The organism is Chryseobacterium lactis (assembly GCF_003815875.1).
Taxonomy (GTDB): domain Bacteria; phylum Bacteroidota; class Bacteroidia; order Flavobacteriales; family Weeksellaceae; genus Chryseobacterium; species Chryseobacterium lactis.
The window spans coordinates 4,578,801-4,594,949 of sequence record NZ_CP033924.1; the positions used below are offsets into that span (position 1 = coordinate 4,578,801).

The 16,149-nt window shown below is 36.8% G+C and carries 16 protein-coding genes; 6 read left to right on the top strand and 10 right to left on the bottom strand.

The features are described from left to right. Positions 1-27 precede the first annotated feature (27 nt). The 6 genes from EG342_RS20465 to EG342_RS20490 all read right to left on the bottom strand — a co-directional run bounded on the left by EG342_RS20465 (position 28) and on the right by EG342_RS20490 (position 5,403). On the bottom strand, positions 28-936 hold the full coding sequence (locus tag EG342_RS20465) for a hypothetical protein (RefSeq protein WP_246008667.1): 909 nt from the start codon (positions 934-936) through the stop codon (positions 28-30). Between the two features lie 11 nt (positions 937-947). Beyond that, positions 948-1,796, bottom strand: a complete 849-nt coding sequence (locus EG342_RS20470) for a complement C1q domain-containing protein (RefSeq protein WP_103292808.1) — start codon at positions 1,794-1,796, stop codon at positions 948-950. A 13-nt stretch (positions 1,797-1,809) separates the two neighbouring features. Then, a complete protein-coding gene (locus EG342_RS20475) occupies positions 1,810-2,715 on the bottom strand; it encodes a hypothetical protein (protein WP_103292809.1) in 906 nt (301 codons plus the stop codon). A gap of 64 nt (positions 2,716-2,779) precedes the next feature. Beyond that, the gene (locus tag EG342_RS20480) at positions 2,780-3,106 is read right to left on the bottom strand and encodes a helix-turn-helix domain-containing protein (protein WP_164465209.1); all 327 of its coding nucleotides are present in this window, start codon (positions 3,104-3,106) and stop codon (positions 2,780-2,782) included. A 109-nt stretch (positions 3,107-3,215) separates the two neighbouring features. After that, positions 3,216-3,665, bottom strand: a complete 450-nt coding sequence (locus EG342_RS20485) for a S1 domain-containing protein (RefSeq protein ID WP_317126831.1) — start codon at positions 3,663-3,665, stop codon at positions 3,216-3,218. 247 nt (positions 3,666-3,912) lie between these two features. Continuing rightward, positions 3,913-5,403, bottom strand: a complete 1,491-nt coding sequence (locus EG342_RS20490) for a hypothetical protein (protein WP_123868145.1) — start codon at positions 5,401-5,403, stop codon at positions 3,913-3,915. Between the two features lie 777 nt (positions 5,404-6,180). Between EG342_RS20490 and EG342_RS20495 the strand changes: the two genes are divergently transcribed. From EG342_RS20495 to EG342_RS20510, 4 genes are all read left to right on the top strand, one after another. Next, positions 6,181-7,668, top strand: a complete 1,488-nt coding sequence (locus tag EG342_RS20495; protein ID WP_103292813.1) for a hypothetical protein — start codon at positions 6,181-6,183, stop codon at positions 7,666-7,668. Between the two features lie 311 nt (positions 7,669-7,979). Further along, positions 7,980-9,512 (top strand): hypothetical protein, encoded by a 1,533-nt coding sequence (locus EG342_RS20500; protein ID WP_103292814.1) that lies wholly within the window; start codon positions 7,980-7,982, stop codon positions 9,510-9,512. A 146-nt stretch (positions 9,513-9,658) separates the two neighbouring features. Beyond that, positions 9,659-10,108, top strand: a complete 450-nt coding sequence (locus EG342_RS20505) for a transposase (RefSeq protein WP_103292862.1) — start codon at positions 9,659-9,661, stop codon at positions 10,106-10,108. A 26-nt stretch (positions 10,109-10,134) separates the two neighbouring features. Further along, entirely contained in the window at positions 10,135-10,479 is a 345-nt protein-coding gene (locus EG342_RS20510) for a transposase (protein ID WP_103292815.1), read from the top strand. A gap of 85 nt (positions 10,480-10,564) precedes the next feature. Here the strand turns inward: EG342_RS20510 and EG342_RS20515 are convergent, their stop codons facing one another. After that, positions 10,565-10,972 carry a DUF1573 domain-containing protein gene (locus EG342_RS20515; RefSeq protein WP_103292816.1) on the bottom strand — a complete coding sequence of 136 codons (408 nt, stop codon included), beginning with the start codon at positions 10,970-10,972 and terminating at the stop codon, positions 10,565-10,567. A 165-nt stretch (positions 10,973-11,137) separates the two neighbouring features. On the opposite strand from EG342_RS20515, the gene EG342_RS20520 reads away from it, so the two are divergent. Both EG342_RS20520 and EG342_RS20525 read left to right on the top strand, forming a co-directional pair. Further along, positions 11,138-12,385, top strand: coding sequence for a sensor histidine kinase (locus tag EG342_RS20520; RefSeq protein ID WP_103292817.1), 1,248 nt, complete (start codon positions 11,138-11,140; stop codon positions 12,383-12,385). Positions 12,386-12,403: 18 nt separating this feature from the next. Beyond that, entirely contained in the window at positions 12,404-13,093 is a 690-nt protein-coding gene (locus EG342_RS20525) for a response regulator transcription factor (RefSeq protein ID WP_103292818.1), read from the top strand. 31 nt (positions 13,094-13,124) lie between these two features. Here EG342_RS20525 and EG342_RS20530 read toward each other — a convergent pair whose 3' ends face one another. The 3 genes from EG342_RS20530 to EG342_RS20540 form a co-directional block, all read right to left on the bottom strand. Beyond that, entirely contained in the window at positions 13,125-13,475 is a 351-nt protein-coding gene (locus EG342_RS20530) for a VOC family protein (protein WP_103292819.1), read from the bottom strand. A 93-nt stretch (positions 13,476-13,568) separates the two neighbouring features. After that, positions 13,569-15,158, bottom strand: a complete 1,590-nt coding sequence (locus tag EG342_RS20535; protein ID WP_103292820.1) for an MFS transporter — start codon at positions 15,156-15,158, stop codon at positions 13,569-13,571. Positions 15,159-15,163: 5 nt separating this feature from the next. Further along, positions 15,164-16,141 (bottom strand): HlyD family secretion protein, encoded by a 978-nt coding sequence (locus EG342_RS20540; protein WP_246008668.1) that lies wholly within the window; start codon positions 16,139-16,141, stop codon positions 15,164-15,166. Between the last annotated feature and the right edge of the window lie 8 nt (positions 16,142-16,149).

Sequence of the window (16,149 nt, forward strand, 5' to 3'; positions counted from 1 at the left end):
AATATTAAGTAAAGTTGTATCAGGACTTTATTGTTCTACGATGGTCAACGAGTTATATACTCCACTTCCGGAAATATCAAATTGACTGATTGTACCATCAAATCCTACAGTAATCCAGGTAAAAGGTCTTAATTTGTCTCCTTTGTTTAAGTAAACACTCACCGTACATGCCGAACCTACAGGAACCGCATTGGGACTGGCTCCGGTGTCAGAAGCATAGCCGTTGTTTGTCTTAACTCTCTGAGTGATGGTACCGGCAGGATTTCTAACTTCCCAAATGGCTTCGGTCTGGTTATTTTCGCCCGTATTTACCTGGCTGGACTGTAATGCAAAAGTAAAAGTAGCAAAATACACTCCTGTTCGTGGAGCAATAAATTCTCCCGTCGCAGGATTGAAATTACTGGTAGGAACTCCCGAATCCGAATCCAGTTTTTCTTCCCAGTTGGTTAAATAAGAAGATCTGCGCTGTACTATTCCGGATTTCGTACCAATTTCTGAGGGTGTTGCACTTTCAAATACGTAAGTATCTTGTGTAGTTTTACTGGCCATAACTACAATCCGGGGCTTACCTTTAGGAAAAAAGCTCACCCAGGTTGTTCCGTCAGAAAATTCCAGATATCCTTTTACTCCGATAGCAGGACTCGCGACATAGCGCAAAGCTCCGGCGCCAGCCTGAACAGCAGTTTTATCTGTATTTCCTACAGCTACCGCGCCACTGGCTCCACTGCGAAGATCGATTGCTACCTTTGGACTGGCAACCAATACTCCGAGCTTACCGGTATTGTCTATAATAACTTTACCCGCATCAGTTTTAATTTCAACCGGGTTTACCGGATTATCAACACCCAATCCTATCTGGGCATTTATTTGAATTGCCCCAAAAAACAGAGGAATACAGGCAATTATTAGATTCTTTACTATATGCTGTTGTCTCATTATTTTATTTTTTATAACTCGCTAATACTCAAATTATTTAACTTCCCGTCATTCAAGGTATTTCTTGAAGAACCTATATTATGCTTCACACTAAATTTAATGGTATTGCCTGTTTTAAGGTTAAAAATAGCATTACAATTTCCACTGATGTAATTGCTTACTGCACCAGCCTGAAAAGCCGGATAAGAATTCACAGTCTTGAATATCTGAATATTCTCAATACTACGGTCACTTTCTATTGCGGTTTCTATAAAGGTATTTTTGGGAATATTCCCATTCGCTAAAGTAATGTTGAAGGACACCAGATAAAATCCATCACGGGGAGCAGTAAAAGTTCCGCTGGAAGGATCAAAATCACCATTAGGCGTTGTACCCAAGTCTACTGTTTCGGTCCAGCCGGAGATATAGGTCGTTGTATTGCTGCCAATACTTTGGGCAGAGCTTTTACTTGCATTAACAAGCGCTTTCGTTGGAGCTGTAAGCGGTAAAGCAATCCATTGTTCACCATCGGAATATTCCATAAAGCCGCCTGCATTGTATCGTATTGCGCCAGGGCCAGCCTGGGCCGGGGTTTGAGTACCAATACCCAACCCGATCAAACCTTTATTATCCGGGGAACGAAGATCTACTTTAGTTATTGGATTTAAAAGACCCAGGCCAAGATTACCTGTTGAACTTACCACTACATCATTGGACAACTTTGAAGCATCCGGTGATTTACCATTATCTTTTGCTGCATCAATTTGCAAAGGTTGAGCGGGACTATCCGTAAAAAAGCCTACCTGAGCATTTATTTTACCTGAAGAAAAAAATAGAATACAAGCCAATAATGTATAGGTGATATTAATTTTTATTTTCATAATACTCTATTTTTTAATGTTCTATAATGGTTAAATTATTAAATCCATCGTCCGGATTCGTAGGATCTGAGGAGTTAGTGGTTACCCTAAGAGCAACAGATCCGCTTGAAATAAGGTTGTGCCAAAGTCTGGTCACCACCTTTGTACCGGCGGTTAAGGTAAGAGTAACCGTACTTGATCCTCCTGCTTGCGTGGAACGGGTAGCATTTGCATCGTCCGGAGTTCCCGTCATCGATTGTCCGAAAGTTTTATAAACACTTGCCAGTACCGTATTGGCGGTGGTGTCATAAAATTGTGATTCTACTCTTGAACCATCATTAATAACAGCTCCGTTAAAATTAAATGTCAATAAAAATGTATAGGTGCCATCACGGGGAGCAGTAAAAATACCGAGCGAAGCATCAAAGCTATTGCTCATATCACGAACCAGATTCCAGTTGGTAATGTTTGTGGCAGAACTTTGTGTAATAGACTGACTTGTAATTTTACGTGCTACCACCACAGCTTTTTGAGGGGCGATATATGCTTTATGCCAAACAGAACCATCCGATACTTCAATTTTTGCACCTACAGGTGTATTGATCACGTCATACCTCACGGCACCGGCACCGGCAGCAGCAGCAGTCATTGTGGTGGTGCTTAAGCCCAGAGCATTTTCCGGACCTGAGGATCTCATATCAAGCTTTACCTGTGGATTAAGAACTCCGACTCCGATAAAGCCTGTAGTTTTGTTGACAATAACGTCGTTGGCTACCTGTGCGGCAGTTGGTACTCCGGTAGTGGCATTGTCTTTAGCCCCGTCTACGTGCAAAATTCCCTGTGGATTTGCAGTGCCAATCCCAGTTTGTGCATTCATGAGATCGACACAAGAATATAGGATCCCTATTATAAGGATTATCAAACGTATTCTTTTTTTCATGTGTTTTATTTTTAGTAAAAAATTGAGTTATTACAGTGATAAGGAAGTTTTTTTGAAAGTCTTTTTATTCGACTGAAAACTGATTTTTCCATTTTGCAATGGTATTTCTGCTTAATTTAAAATGCTGGGCAAGTTGGGAGTTATTCAGTTGATTTTTTTTCTGATATTCTAATATCTGATCAATGGCGGGTTTATTATAGGACGGATGTTTTTGGTTAAATTCTGTATTTTCTTTAGAGTCTTTGCTGAAAAGAATCCGGTTAATATCTATAACATCAAGGACTGACAGATCTTTTTTAGATAGTAGATGAGTACATACTTCTTTTTTCTCAGGATATTTTACACTGATTAAATCGCTATATATTTTTTTATAATCAGGTGCGTTTTTCATAATTTTTTTAATCATTTTTTGTGTTTCAAAAGTACTATATTTTCAAACTGTACAACATGCAGATGGCATAGATATAATTCGATAACAATATATTCTGGTCTTTTAATAATTATTTCATGGAGTTTTTTAATTGTACATACTTGTTTTGCCATTTATACAAAGTCGTTTTAGGGATCCTATACTCTTTTATAACCTCAGCTTTTGTTTTTTTGCCGCTTTCAATTTGTTCCAGGATAAAATCAACAACTTCTTTTGTATAGATATTTTTTCTGTATTTAGGAAGAATCGTTTTTTCATTTCCGGAATGATTATATTTCATACCTTTCTGAGGAGCATACAGAATTAAATATTGCGAATAAATTCTAAAAAAATCATATTCCAGAAGTATGCTTAGTTTTAATAGAACCTCAGCTTCCAAAGACTTTTGCAAGAATATAGATTCCAATTCTTTTCCAGAACATTTTAAAAACTTACAGATACGTACTTCATTTATTTTACGCTCTTCGATACACAATTTCACGAGCGAACCCACGTGAATATTTTTAAGGTCGAGCATCATTCGGTAGTATATTTTGCAGTTATTTTTTTCATCACTTGTGTTTTTGTTTTTTGAATACTTTTAGTTTTTAATCAAATATATTTTACTCATCATCAGAAGATTCTAAATACAGAAAACTCCATCATTATGTCTGCAAATCTAAATTATTGCCGTACACAACGTGGAGCTATATTGTAAGAAATTCGGATTATATCACTAAAAATACCGGCTGTTTTTGGTTGTTAAACCCACCTTAACGACTTAATTATCAAGGTAAATTCAAAATCCAGTCATTGATATCGGCTTCTGAAGGAATACTCAGTTTTTTTCGCAGCCTGAATTTTCTATGTTGCACCGTTTTTATAGTGACATAGGTATATTCGGCGATATCTTTGGTAGAGAAATTGAGATAAAGCATCGCGCAGAATTTAATTTCGGTATTCAGCAGTTTGGGTTCTATATTCTGTAATTTATGGTAATGTTCAGGGTACACTTCTTCAAATCTTTTGATAAACTCGGGACTATTGGTTTTTGCCAAATGAACGACATGTTCAAATGATTCATTGATCTTTAGCTTAAGTTCATTCGTTTCAAGATCTTTTTTATGAATAATATGATCCTTTTCGATAATCTTCTTTTCAATATCTATTTCCTTTCTTCGCTGCTTTCTTTTTTGATGAAAAAATATAAAAAGAGATAAAATGACACCTGCTAAAGTGAGAGAAACAATTAAAATCCATTCTTTTCGGTTAGAATTGGATATTTCTTTTTCATTTTGTTCAATTATGTTGGTAACCGATCTGTTAACTCCTCTGTCCGTTTCTTTGTCGATGCTGTCTTTTAACACCGTATACCTCAAAAGGTAGGCCTGTTCGGCTTTGGTATCGTTTAATTTGTGGTAAACATTGGCCTTTGACCTGTAAATATTCAAAAGTATAAAGGGCTTTTCTGCCTGTCTGGCCAGTTTTTCAGCTGCGTCATACTTTAATAAAGCATTTTGATAATCTTTTTTTAAAGTGAGTAACCCTGCATAATTATCAAAGGTAGCCGCTTTTTCGTAGATATTATCTTTAAATTTATTCGTTTCCAGCAACCTGAAAGCTTTCTGAAAGTTGACTTCTGCAGAATCGGTATTTTTCCCGTTATTGATATAATATTCTGCAATATTGGTATATCCCAGAGGTGTTGGATCTGCATTGTTGGCTTTATAATAGTAAGCCAATACCGAGTCTTTTTTATCGAGACTCTCAAAATATATTGCCCGTGAAGCGTATACGTAATTCAAAAACCCTTTATCTCCATTTTGTCTGGCATAGCTGATGGCTGTTGCATTGCGTTGCAAAGCGATATCAAAGAGTTTTATTCTGTAATAGACCTGCGCATATTCCTGATTGATCTTTGCAAAAAGAAATGGATCATCAAGTCCCTTTGCTTTTTTTTCTGCATTTGATAAAGCTTTTATAGCATTTTCATATTGCCCCATCAACCACAAGTGATTGCCGATATTTACATATCCTAATGCCTCTCCTTTAGAATATCCTTTTTTTTCAGCGACTTGTATTATTTTTTGATTCAACCGAATGACCTCTTCGTTTGATAATTTTATGGTTACCGCTCCACTCGTCTGATAAAGAAGTCTATCAATTTCATTGATCGTAAGCTTATCAGAAACACTGTTTACAGAGAGTTCCTGGGAAAATGTTTTAACACCAAATAATAGCGAGAAAATAAGTTGAACAAATGCAATTTTCTGCCTCATGACAAGATGGGTAATGTTATAGTAAATATACATATTAAGTAAATCAAAGAAAAAGATTAATTTTTTTCACTGCTTCAAAATAAATTAATGATATAGCTCACATCATCAGCGTTAGGACCAATGGCATTCAACTGAACATACAATTGATTTTGAATTTCGCAAAATATTGGATTATCAAGGCTTATACTTAATTTTAAAGTGCCTTTTCCTGGATATTCCGGATACCAACATCGTTTTAAGCTAACGATGATTTCTTACGATATAAAAAATTGGAAATTGTATCAGTATTATTTTTAATACTATCGGTAACCAGGACGATGAGCTGTGCTTTTTCATTTCAATTGCTTTTATGTTTTTTATATAGACAGGACTTATTGAGTACATCCATTTTCAGGGCTGATTACCTACTAAATGGTCGGCAAATAAAATAAAAGTCTGAGAAATAATCTAAAAACAAGATACTAAAAAGGTACTGATGTCATGTAACTAACATAAAGTAAGACGATTGTATATAAAAGGATTTATGATTGATAATCTTCTTTATGATTTCAATGTATTCAATTCATTCAACAAAACAAAAGAGAATTTAGCTTATTTCCGTGGCTTGTCGCCTTCATATTTTTACTATTTCTTTTATTGAAATTTTTATATCCGGCATTTTAAACACTCTTCAAACACCTTATTAACAGGGATTTTTTAAAAGTTTAGTATCTGTTTAGTAGGTCGTATTTGCATACTTTAACCGCTATAGATATAGCTTTGGAGAAACTAAAATTTATGATCAATTATTTATTACCTGGATTTATTCTTTTTTCCACCGCAGTATCATCGCAAGTTGGAATTAATACATCAACACCGCAGACTACATTGGATGTTACCGGAGTACCGGATGACACGGCCAAATTAGACGGCATCCTGGCACCCAGACTAACAGGTGTACAGTTGCGGGCTAAAAATTATACAAATGCTCAAAAAGGAACCTTGATATTTGTCACAGCGGCAGATACCTCTCCTTCAGGACAAACCATTAACGTTAGCTCTTCCGGCTATTATTTTTTTGACGGAACTGTATGGGTCAGGATTGCCTCAGGAATAACATCCTTTGATTCAACAGATGATGCTTTCATTAACAATCCTACCAATTCAAGATTAGAACTGGGAACTAATTCAAACGGAACGACTACCAGAGCAGCAGGATCTGAATTTGTGATCTATGACAACGGACGGGTGGGAATTGGCAGCACCAATCCGGTAAGCGCACTTCAGATTACTGAAAATACATTGGCCGGAAGTAATGAATTAAGAGTTTCTTCTGCCAATAATGCCTCCAGAATTGTCGTAGACAGACTGAATCCGTCCGGTAACCTTTCGAGTAATGATGAGTTGGGACGTTTTGTTTTTAACGCTAAAATTGCCGGAGGATCTTTTCCCGTAGCCGGAATAGTTGCTTATTACAGAGGAACCGGAACCACCAATTCATCAAGTATGGTCTTTCGTACAAGTGACAGCAACAAAATGATTATAGATGACGCAGGACGCGTATCTTTGGGATCGACTTATTCTAACTCTTCTGCAATTCTTGATTTGCAGGCAACAGATAAAGGATTTCTTCCGCCAAGAATCAGTCTACAGTCTGTGAATGACGGGACAACGATCTCTTCTCCTGCGAAAGGTTTAATTGTTTATAACACCAATACGAATACGGCTCAAATGCAGTATGGAGAAGGCCTTTATAATAATTCAGGAACTTCTTCATCTCCGGTCTGGGACAAGCTCTCTCCTCAGAGAAGCAGCTTTGTCCTCAGTGATATACTGTCCGTAGTGGCTACATCTCCTGTAGATCAACCGGCGGCAGGAACAGTCAATAACACCGACTTGGGACTTTCCCAGCCTGTTGTAATCCCAGCTAATTCAACGGCAAAAATAATTGTGGATTATAGTGTTCCTATGGGAACTACCGGAACAGCAACACCAGCAGGGTATTTTGGAGTACGGTTTTTAAAAGACGGAACAGAACAACCGGCGGGATCAAGGAAATTCACTGTTCCTAATACCGGCGCTGGATCTAATATGGTAAGTGTATCAGGTAAGTTTACAGAGCAAATCGTAAACAGTACGGCATCTGATGTTACGGTAACCTACACTTTGAACGGTTACACAGAAGGCACCAATCAGAATACCCGATTTAATATGTGGCAAACCAGCGGCAGCAATCTTAACTGGGGAAGAGCCAATATGGCGGTTACCATATTTGTGAAAAAGTAAAATCTGAGAAAAAGATTCTTTATGGATACAATATGAAAAAACACTGTCTAAAGAAAAGCTATTTGTACCGGCATTTACCCGTTTTCATCGTTCTGTTCATAAAAACACAATGATAAGATATAAAAGCAGAGAGAAAAACAAATCAAGTAACAGTCATTTAGCTTTTCATTTTTAAAATTAACAGCAGACAATTCATTGGCTTTTTATGGCAAAAACTTGTCTCATAAGATTTTAAAAAACCTATGAAGCATTGTTGGTGCCTTCAATTCTTTAAAAAAAAATTCTTTTCGATTAAATTAAATACAAACACAATGAAAAAAATCTTACTTCTGGGATTAGTTGCTCATTTCGGATTTGCCTTTTCCCAAATAGGAATCAATACTCCTACTCCTAATGCTACTTTGGATGTTGTAGGAAAACCTTCTACAACTACCGCAATGGACGGAATAATCCCCCCAAGGATTACAGGCACTCAGCTTAAGGCCAAAACCTACACGACAGCTCAAACGGGAGCATTTGTTTACGTGACAGCAGCAGATGCTTCACCATCAGGACAAACAGTGGATGTAACCTCCTCAGGGTATTATTATTTTGACGGAACATTAAATAAATGGGTCACCTTAAGCAGCACTTCAACAACAGGTGATCCTACTCCGGATGCTTTTATTGATGATCCCACCAATTCAAGGGTGCAACTTGGAACTACTTCCACAGGAGCAGCAAGAAATGCAGGATCAGAATTTGTTGTACAAGATAATGGACGTGTCGGAATTGGCACTGCCAATCCGGTGAGTGCGCTTCAAATTTCGGAAAATAAATTGGCAGGAAGTAATGAATTGAGAGTGTCTTCTGCCAACACTGCACCCCGAATCGTAGTGGACCGACTCAACGCTTCCGGCAATCTATCAAAAGATGATGAACTGGGACGTTTTGTTTTCAATGCTAAAATTGCAGGAGCATCCTTTCCCGTAGCGGGAATCGTTTCTTATTACAGAGGAACAGGAACCACCAATTCATCTAGTATGGTTTTTCGTACAAGTGACAGCAACCAAATGATCATCGATGATGCAGGGCGTGTATCTTTAGGGACAACCTACTCTAATGCCTCTGCAATTCTTGACCTACAGACAACAGATAAAGGGTTTTTACCTCCTAGAGTTTCATTAAATTCATTAAATGACGGAACTACTATTACCTCTCCCACAAAGGGACTTATGGTATACAACACCAACACCAATACCGCACAGATTCCGTCAGGTGAAGGCATTTATTATAATACCGGAAGTTTTTCTGCCCCAGTCTGGGAAAAAGCCTCGGGTGGGAATACCTATGGCGATATCAAATCCGGATTGCAAACTCAGGATCATAACGGGTGGGTCAAATTAGATGGACGTGGGGTGGCTGCTCTTACAGCATCTCAACGGGCAAGGGCTAATTCTTTAGGCTTTTCAACCAACCTGCCAAATGCTAGCAACAGCTATCTAGTACAAAATGGAACAGCACTTGGAAGTATCAGCGGAGCCAATACTAAAACGATCTCCAGAAATCAGCTTCCAGATGCAACACTAAACGGAACCACCAGCAGTGTTGCCCCAAATATCCGTTATGATATCATTAATAACGGAGGGCGGGCAGCAACAGATACAAATTCGTATACATTTCTTGCAGGATTTATCGGATCAGGTACACGTAACAATGCGGTGGTAAACACAGGCGTTTTAGCGCAGGTAAGCCACAGCCATTCATTTACAACCAACAGTATAAACGGTGGTGTAAATCAGCAGGCTCTCGATACAACCCCAAAAAGTTTAAGTGTCAACATGTTTGTATACTTAGGCTATTAACAAGCTAACCGAAGAAAACCAATAAGCATCTTCTTAATTGATCTGCCAATTTCAAAAATCATTGATTATTGGCAGATTTTTATCCTGGTTCATCACCAATAATACTTTCCCAATTAAAGGAATATAATATTATAAATCTTCAGAAAATGACACTTGATAATTTTAAAAAAATACATTTAGGCTCTTTAATAAAAACAAGAGTACATGAAACAGGCACAGAAATACAAAGAATATGCAATTTTGTTGAATGTGATGAAGACGATCTTGAAAAGTTCTTTGAAAGTGAAACTATTGATACCGGTGTCCTGTTGAGGTTTTCCAAATTACTGAAATATGATTTTTTCAGATTTTACAGCCAACATTTAATATTATTTGCTCCTGCCGGGAGTAATCACAATCCTTCTTTTGAAAAAGTTAGAAATGAATCGCCTACCCTGCCTCAGTTCAGGAAAAACATTTACAATAGAGAGATTATCATTTTCATTTTGGAACTGATTGATTCCGGTGAGAAAACAAAGCAACAAATCATGGATGACTATAAAATACCAAAAACAACTCTGTACAAATGGATCAGCAAATACAAAAAGAACATTTGATACCCAACCAATTAACACATTATTCAATGGACCATTCACAGCCTGATTATAAACGAATTTATAATGATCTTCTTTCTAAAAAATATCCGCATAAAAAAGAAGAATGTCGATCTATTCTGATGCAGGATCATATTTCCGTTTTAGACATTATGAGGCTGGATGAGATTATTTTTAACCGGAGAGATAAAGAAACCAATATTTTTAATCAAAAAGTACGTTCGTATGATCATTCGGCTATGGCTGAAATTTTAGAATTTCAAAAGAAGAACAGGTTGAGTAATTCCCAGACTGCCAATTATTTTAAAATGAGCAGAAATACGATCACAAAATGGAAAAAAATAGCAGAAAGTAAAAAGTCTGAATTGGATTAAAAATATGCAACGACCTGTCTTTATGAACAAATCAGGCTGCCTTTACAAAGACAGCCTGATTTATTTTATAGTATTACGCTCACTATTAAATAACCACTCCTTTAAAAGATAATGTTTTAGGAGTTTTACTCTCACTTGTCGTAACATTCACTGTTTTCATGAAAGGTCCGGCAGCGGCAGCATTAAAACTCGCTTCAATAAAACCTTTTTTACCCGGTTGAATTGGTGTTTTTGTATAATCAGCAGTTGTACATCCGCATGAAGGGGCAACATTTTGTATAATAACCGGTTTTGCACTGGTATTGGTAAATTCAAATCTGATTAATTTTGGTTTTCCCTGAGGAATATTACCTACATCTATAGATTCTTTATTCCATTTGATGGCATCGGCAAGTACGTTTATGACAGCGGTACCTCCATCAGAAATTACATTAGCATAAAAAGGAGAAAATGCCAATACGGCAAGTAGTGCGGTGATTTTTAAATTTTTCATTGTATACATTTTAATTGTTAAACGTAAGTAACAGGTGTTATCTTTATGGTAACAAATGTAATGCTGATGGATGACAGAATTTGTTAACCGCTATCTAACATTTGTTAATGAGTTGTTAATGATCAGGAATTAGTTATTTTTTTTGGATAATATTGCTTTTGCAAAATGGAAATTAAAAAGCTCAATATTATTATATCTTTAGGGTTTGTTGCGATTATCGGTATTTTAATAGCACAACTCCTCTGGACAAAACAGGCCTATAATCTTGAGGATAAAAAGTTTGATCAGAAAGTGAATATTGCTTTAATGGAAGTGGTTGAAAAATTATCTGACGGCAAAACCTCTTTTACTGAAAATCCTGTTCAGAATATCGCAAATGATTATTATCTCGTTAGTATTAACAAAGAAATACATCCCACCGTTCTTGAATATTATCTGAAGACAGAATTCAACCGCTTTCAGGTGAACTCAGATTATGTGTATGCTTTATACAATTGTCATAACGACAAAATGATCTATGGCAAATACATCTCCTCCAATCAGAAAAACTCTGACAATAAAACAATTAAATTTCCAAAGCATAAAAATCTGGTTTACTATTTTTCAATCCGGTTTCCTGATAAAAATACTTATCTGGTAAGCTCTTTACGTTTTTGGTATCTGCTTACTTTCGCCATTATTATTATTTTGTTTGTGTATGTTTATTCTATTTATACCATTATTCAGCAAAAGAAATTCTCAGAGCTGCAAAGGGATTTCATTAACAATATGACTCATGAGTTCAAAACCCCTTTATCCTCTATCCTCCTGGCCTCTGAATCATTAAGCAAGCAAGAACTCATCCTGGAGAATCCCAAATTAAAAACCTACACTTCTATTATCACCAATCAAAGTATTAAGCTTAATAATCATATTGAAAAAATACTGAATATTGCGAAAAATGATGCTTCCGGACTTTCTCTAAAACCACAAAAAATAGTTCTGTTGCCTTTTATTCAGAATATTGTGGAATCGGTACAGCAGAAAAATGAAAAAGTGAAGATTGAAACGGATATTGAAAATGGCATTTCTATTATGGCAGATGAATTTCACTTCAGCAATATCATTTACAACCTTCTGGATAATTCTATAAAATACTGCGAAACCCATCCTGAAATACTTATTTCAGCGCATAAGAATGCAAAGGGAATCAACCTCATCTTCAAAGATAGCGGCATGGGTATTCCAACTAAAAATATTCCTCATATATTTGACAAGTTTTATAGGATAAATACAAAAAAAAGTGACGAAGTTAACGGATTTGGATTAGGATTGTTTTACGTAAAAAAGATTGTACAGCAGCATAACTGGAAAATTTCAGTTGAAAACAATACAGACCCGGGAATTACAACAACTATTTTTATTCCTCTTTAAAATTGTAAATGGTTAGGAATGGATAAATCTAAAATTTTATATGCAGAAGACGATGAAACGATCGCCTTTCTGATACAGGACAGCTTGGAAAACTACTATGAAATCAACCATTATGCGGATGGAAAATCAGCATTGGATGCGTTCAATAGTCAGAGTTTTGATATCTGTTTACTTGACATCATGATGCCCGGGCTTAATGGTTTTGATCTGGCACAAGAGATCCGCTCCAGCAACCTGGAAATTCCGATTATATTTATTTCTGCCAAAGCGTTAAAGGAAGATCGGATCAAAGGGTTAAAAATCGGAGCAGATGATTATCTGGTAAAGCCATTCAGTATTGAAGAACTTATTCTTAAAATCGAAGTATTTCTTAAAAGATCCAAAAAGATAAATTCAATTACTCCACAATATAAAGTTGGAAAATATGATTTCGATCCCAAAAACTATACTCTGAAGGATAATGAACATTCTTTAACCCTGACCCAAAGGGAATCTGAGCTGCTTTTTTATTTTATCAGAAATAAAAACACCATTCTGAAAAGACAGGATATTTTAAAAGCAATATGGGGTGATGATGACTATTTTATGGGACGAAGCCTGGATGTATTCATTTCAAGATTACGAAAAATATTGGCCAATGAGCATCATATCCTGATTGAGAATATACACGGTATTGGATTTCGTTTCTCAACGGGAACAAACGAGTAATAGCAATTACGGATTTCTTTAAATAAGGCTATTATGGGGCTTGTACAATACAGAAAGAATTTCCTTCCGGATCTACCAGCACGACGTAGTCAGCATCCGGTCCATAATTCCAGCCTTTCATCTTTGTGGCACCGATAGAAAGCAATCGCTCAACTTCTTGATTTTGATTGTGAGTAATCAGATCGATATGATGTCGTTTAGGTTCTTCTGAGGAGGTTAATTTCAGTGATAGCTGTACACCTTCTCCTGAAACGGGAATCAAAATGGCAAAATCTACATCGGGTTCTCTTTTTAACCGGTAATTCAAGGCTTCAGACCAGAAGGCAATTGCTTTTTCGAGGTTTTTTACCCCCCAGACTATTGAATGTATTTTTAAGTCCATGTGATTTTGGTTTTTAATTTTATTTTTAAATAGATTTTTCTGTGTATTATCAAAATTAAAAAATTATGATCAATTCTATCCAGTTCAGATATTTTAATAAGGGATCTGCCCTTTTCTTAATCTCAGCACAACCTTCTGAATTTGTGGGAACAACAGAAGAATTACTATAACACAAACCACTCCTACAAGCATCAAATCATAATAATCTCTGGTAGCGCGTGCCAATATTTGCTCTTTTACAAGATTATTTATATATCCTGCCGAAGCACTTTTTGAAGTATACAAATCACTGCCGGCATTCATGTAGGTTTGATAAACATCTTCTAAGGTAGCTGAAAATTGTGGATTGGTCTCATTCAATGTTTCCCTCATTTTTTCCCGAACTGCCGATTTGGTGTATAATTGAAGTTCATTATTAAGTGCTAAACTTGATGTAAATCCTGTAAATCTCGCAAGAATTCCTACCAGTGAAGCGTTGATGGCAATTTGTGGCGGTGCTGCAGAAGTAGTAAAGGAAACAATAGGAACAAAGAGTACCCCCGTTGCGATACCATAGATAAATAAAGGCGCAATAAAATCAATCGTTTCGCCTTGAACAGATACAAACATCAGCATATAGGCATAGTACAATCCCATGATTCCAAAACCTGCAATGATTATTCTTATCAGATTATAGCCCATTAAAACAAACCTGGAAATAATAAACATTCCGAGAACGGTTCCCGCAATGACGGCAATCCATATAGGAATTGTGCTCAGCGGATCGTTTCCTAGAATGACCTCCAGATAGCCATATGCAAGCCCCGTACTTCCTTTAAAAATATAAAATGTAAACAGCAGCAACAGACCAATAACAAAATTCTTTGTTTTAAAAATATGCAGGTTGATCAAAGGACGCTTTAATCTTAATTCTCTGTTTATAAAAAGGAACAGGATCAATAAATTGCCTATGCTTAAAAAAACAATTTTGGAGCTACCGAACCAACCTTGCTGCCGGCCATATACGAGAATGTACCCTAAGATGAGTATAAAAGAAATATAGAACAGATACCCTATCCAATCTACCTGATAAAGGGGAACTTTTTTATAAAACCTTGCTTTTCCGTTCATGGTCATTAAAACGATACACGTCAGAGCGATCAGTAAAATGTTTAATCCATAAAACAGCCAATTGAAATCAAAAAAGTAAAGTACCGCGCTGTAATAAATTGAATATAAAGGAACTGAAGTCTGTATTCCCCCATACAATATGGTGTAGCCGATAACTCTTGCCCGTGTAGATTCTAAACGGGGAAATATTAAATTCAACACGATTCCTGACATCAGCGCACAGGTAATTCCCTGAACAAACTGACACATCATAAAAAGAGTCCAGTTTCTCGTGTGGAAACAAAGTACCGAGCATCCAGCATTGATGGCTAGAGCCGTTAAAAGGTATTTGCGAGGAGCAAAATATTTAACCATCCGGAAATCCAATGCCAAAAAAGCCACTGTAGAACCATAAATAACAACCATTGCGTATTGAATATCCGTTGACTCCACTCCGTAAAACCCCATAATCGTTACCGGGCTGGTAAATAAAGCAAAACTATACAGACAAGTCATCAATATGGAAAATATCACTGCTCTTGCCAGCCATTCTGATACCCATGGTTTAAAAACGGGAATTTTATGTGCCTGCATCCTTATTATTTTATAACATAAACATTGGCATTCATTCCCGCAGAAAGACGCGCCAGTTTCCCGGGTCCATCAGTCAGTTTTATCCGAACCGGAATGCGTTGTGTAATTTTTACAAAGTTCCCGGTCGCATTATCAGGCGGAAGCAAGGAATATCTTGATCCAGTCGTTGGAGAAAGAGACTCTATAGATCCGGCAAACTTTTCGTCAGGAAATGCATCCACTTCTACCGACACTTTCTGGCCTGTTTTAAAATGGCTGATCTGCGTCTCCTTGAAGTTGGCGATTACCCATTTTTCTTCGGAATCATTCACCATGAAAGCTAATGTCTGGCCGGGTTGCACCAGCTGTCCTTCCTGAATGGTCTTTTTCCCGATCTGCCCATTAAATGGTGCCGTGATCACCGTATATTTAATCTCCAGCTCTTGTCTGCCCAATAAAGCTTCTTTGATCTTTATTTCTGCAGCTATCGCAAAGCGTTGTGCTTTAATATCATTCAACCTGGATTCAGCAACCCGTAAAGTAGCTTTCGTTTGTTCGTAATCGGATTGGTTGATGGCCAGAGAGGTACTTACATTATCAAATTTTTGTTGGGTTGTCGACTCATCGGCCAGCAGATTTTTATAGCGTTCATATTCTCTTTGTTGTTGATCCAGCTTTGCTTTTGTGCCTGATAGTTGTGCTTTGATCACCTCGATACTTTTGCCTTGTGTTTCTTCATTAGCCGAGAGAATAGGCAATTTAGCTCGGGAACTCATCAATTCAGCCACCGCAGCATCTTTTTTAAGCCCATATTCATCAAGTTCGATAACGACCAAAGTGTCTCCTTTTTTAACCTGCTGATTGTCTTTAAAGTATATTTTGCTGATGTACCCTCCTACTTTTACATTAACCGGAGATAAATACGCATCTATTTGTGCATCATTAGTTTGTTCATACCGATAGCCTTTCCAGAAGTACACCCCTCCCCAAATTATGATTGCCATTAATACTA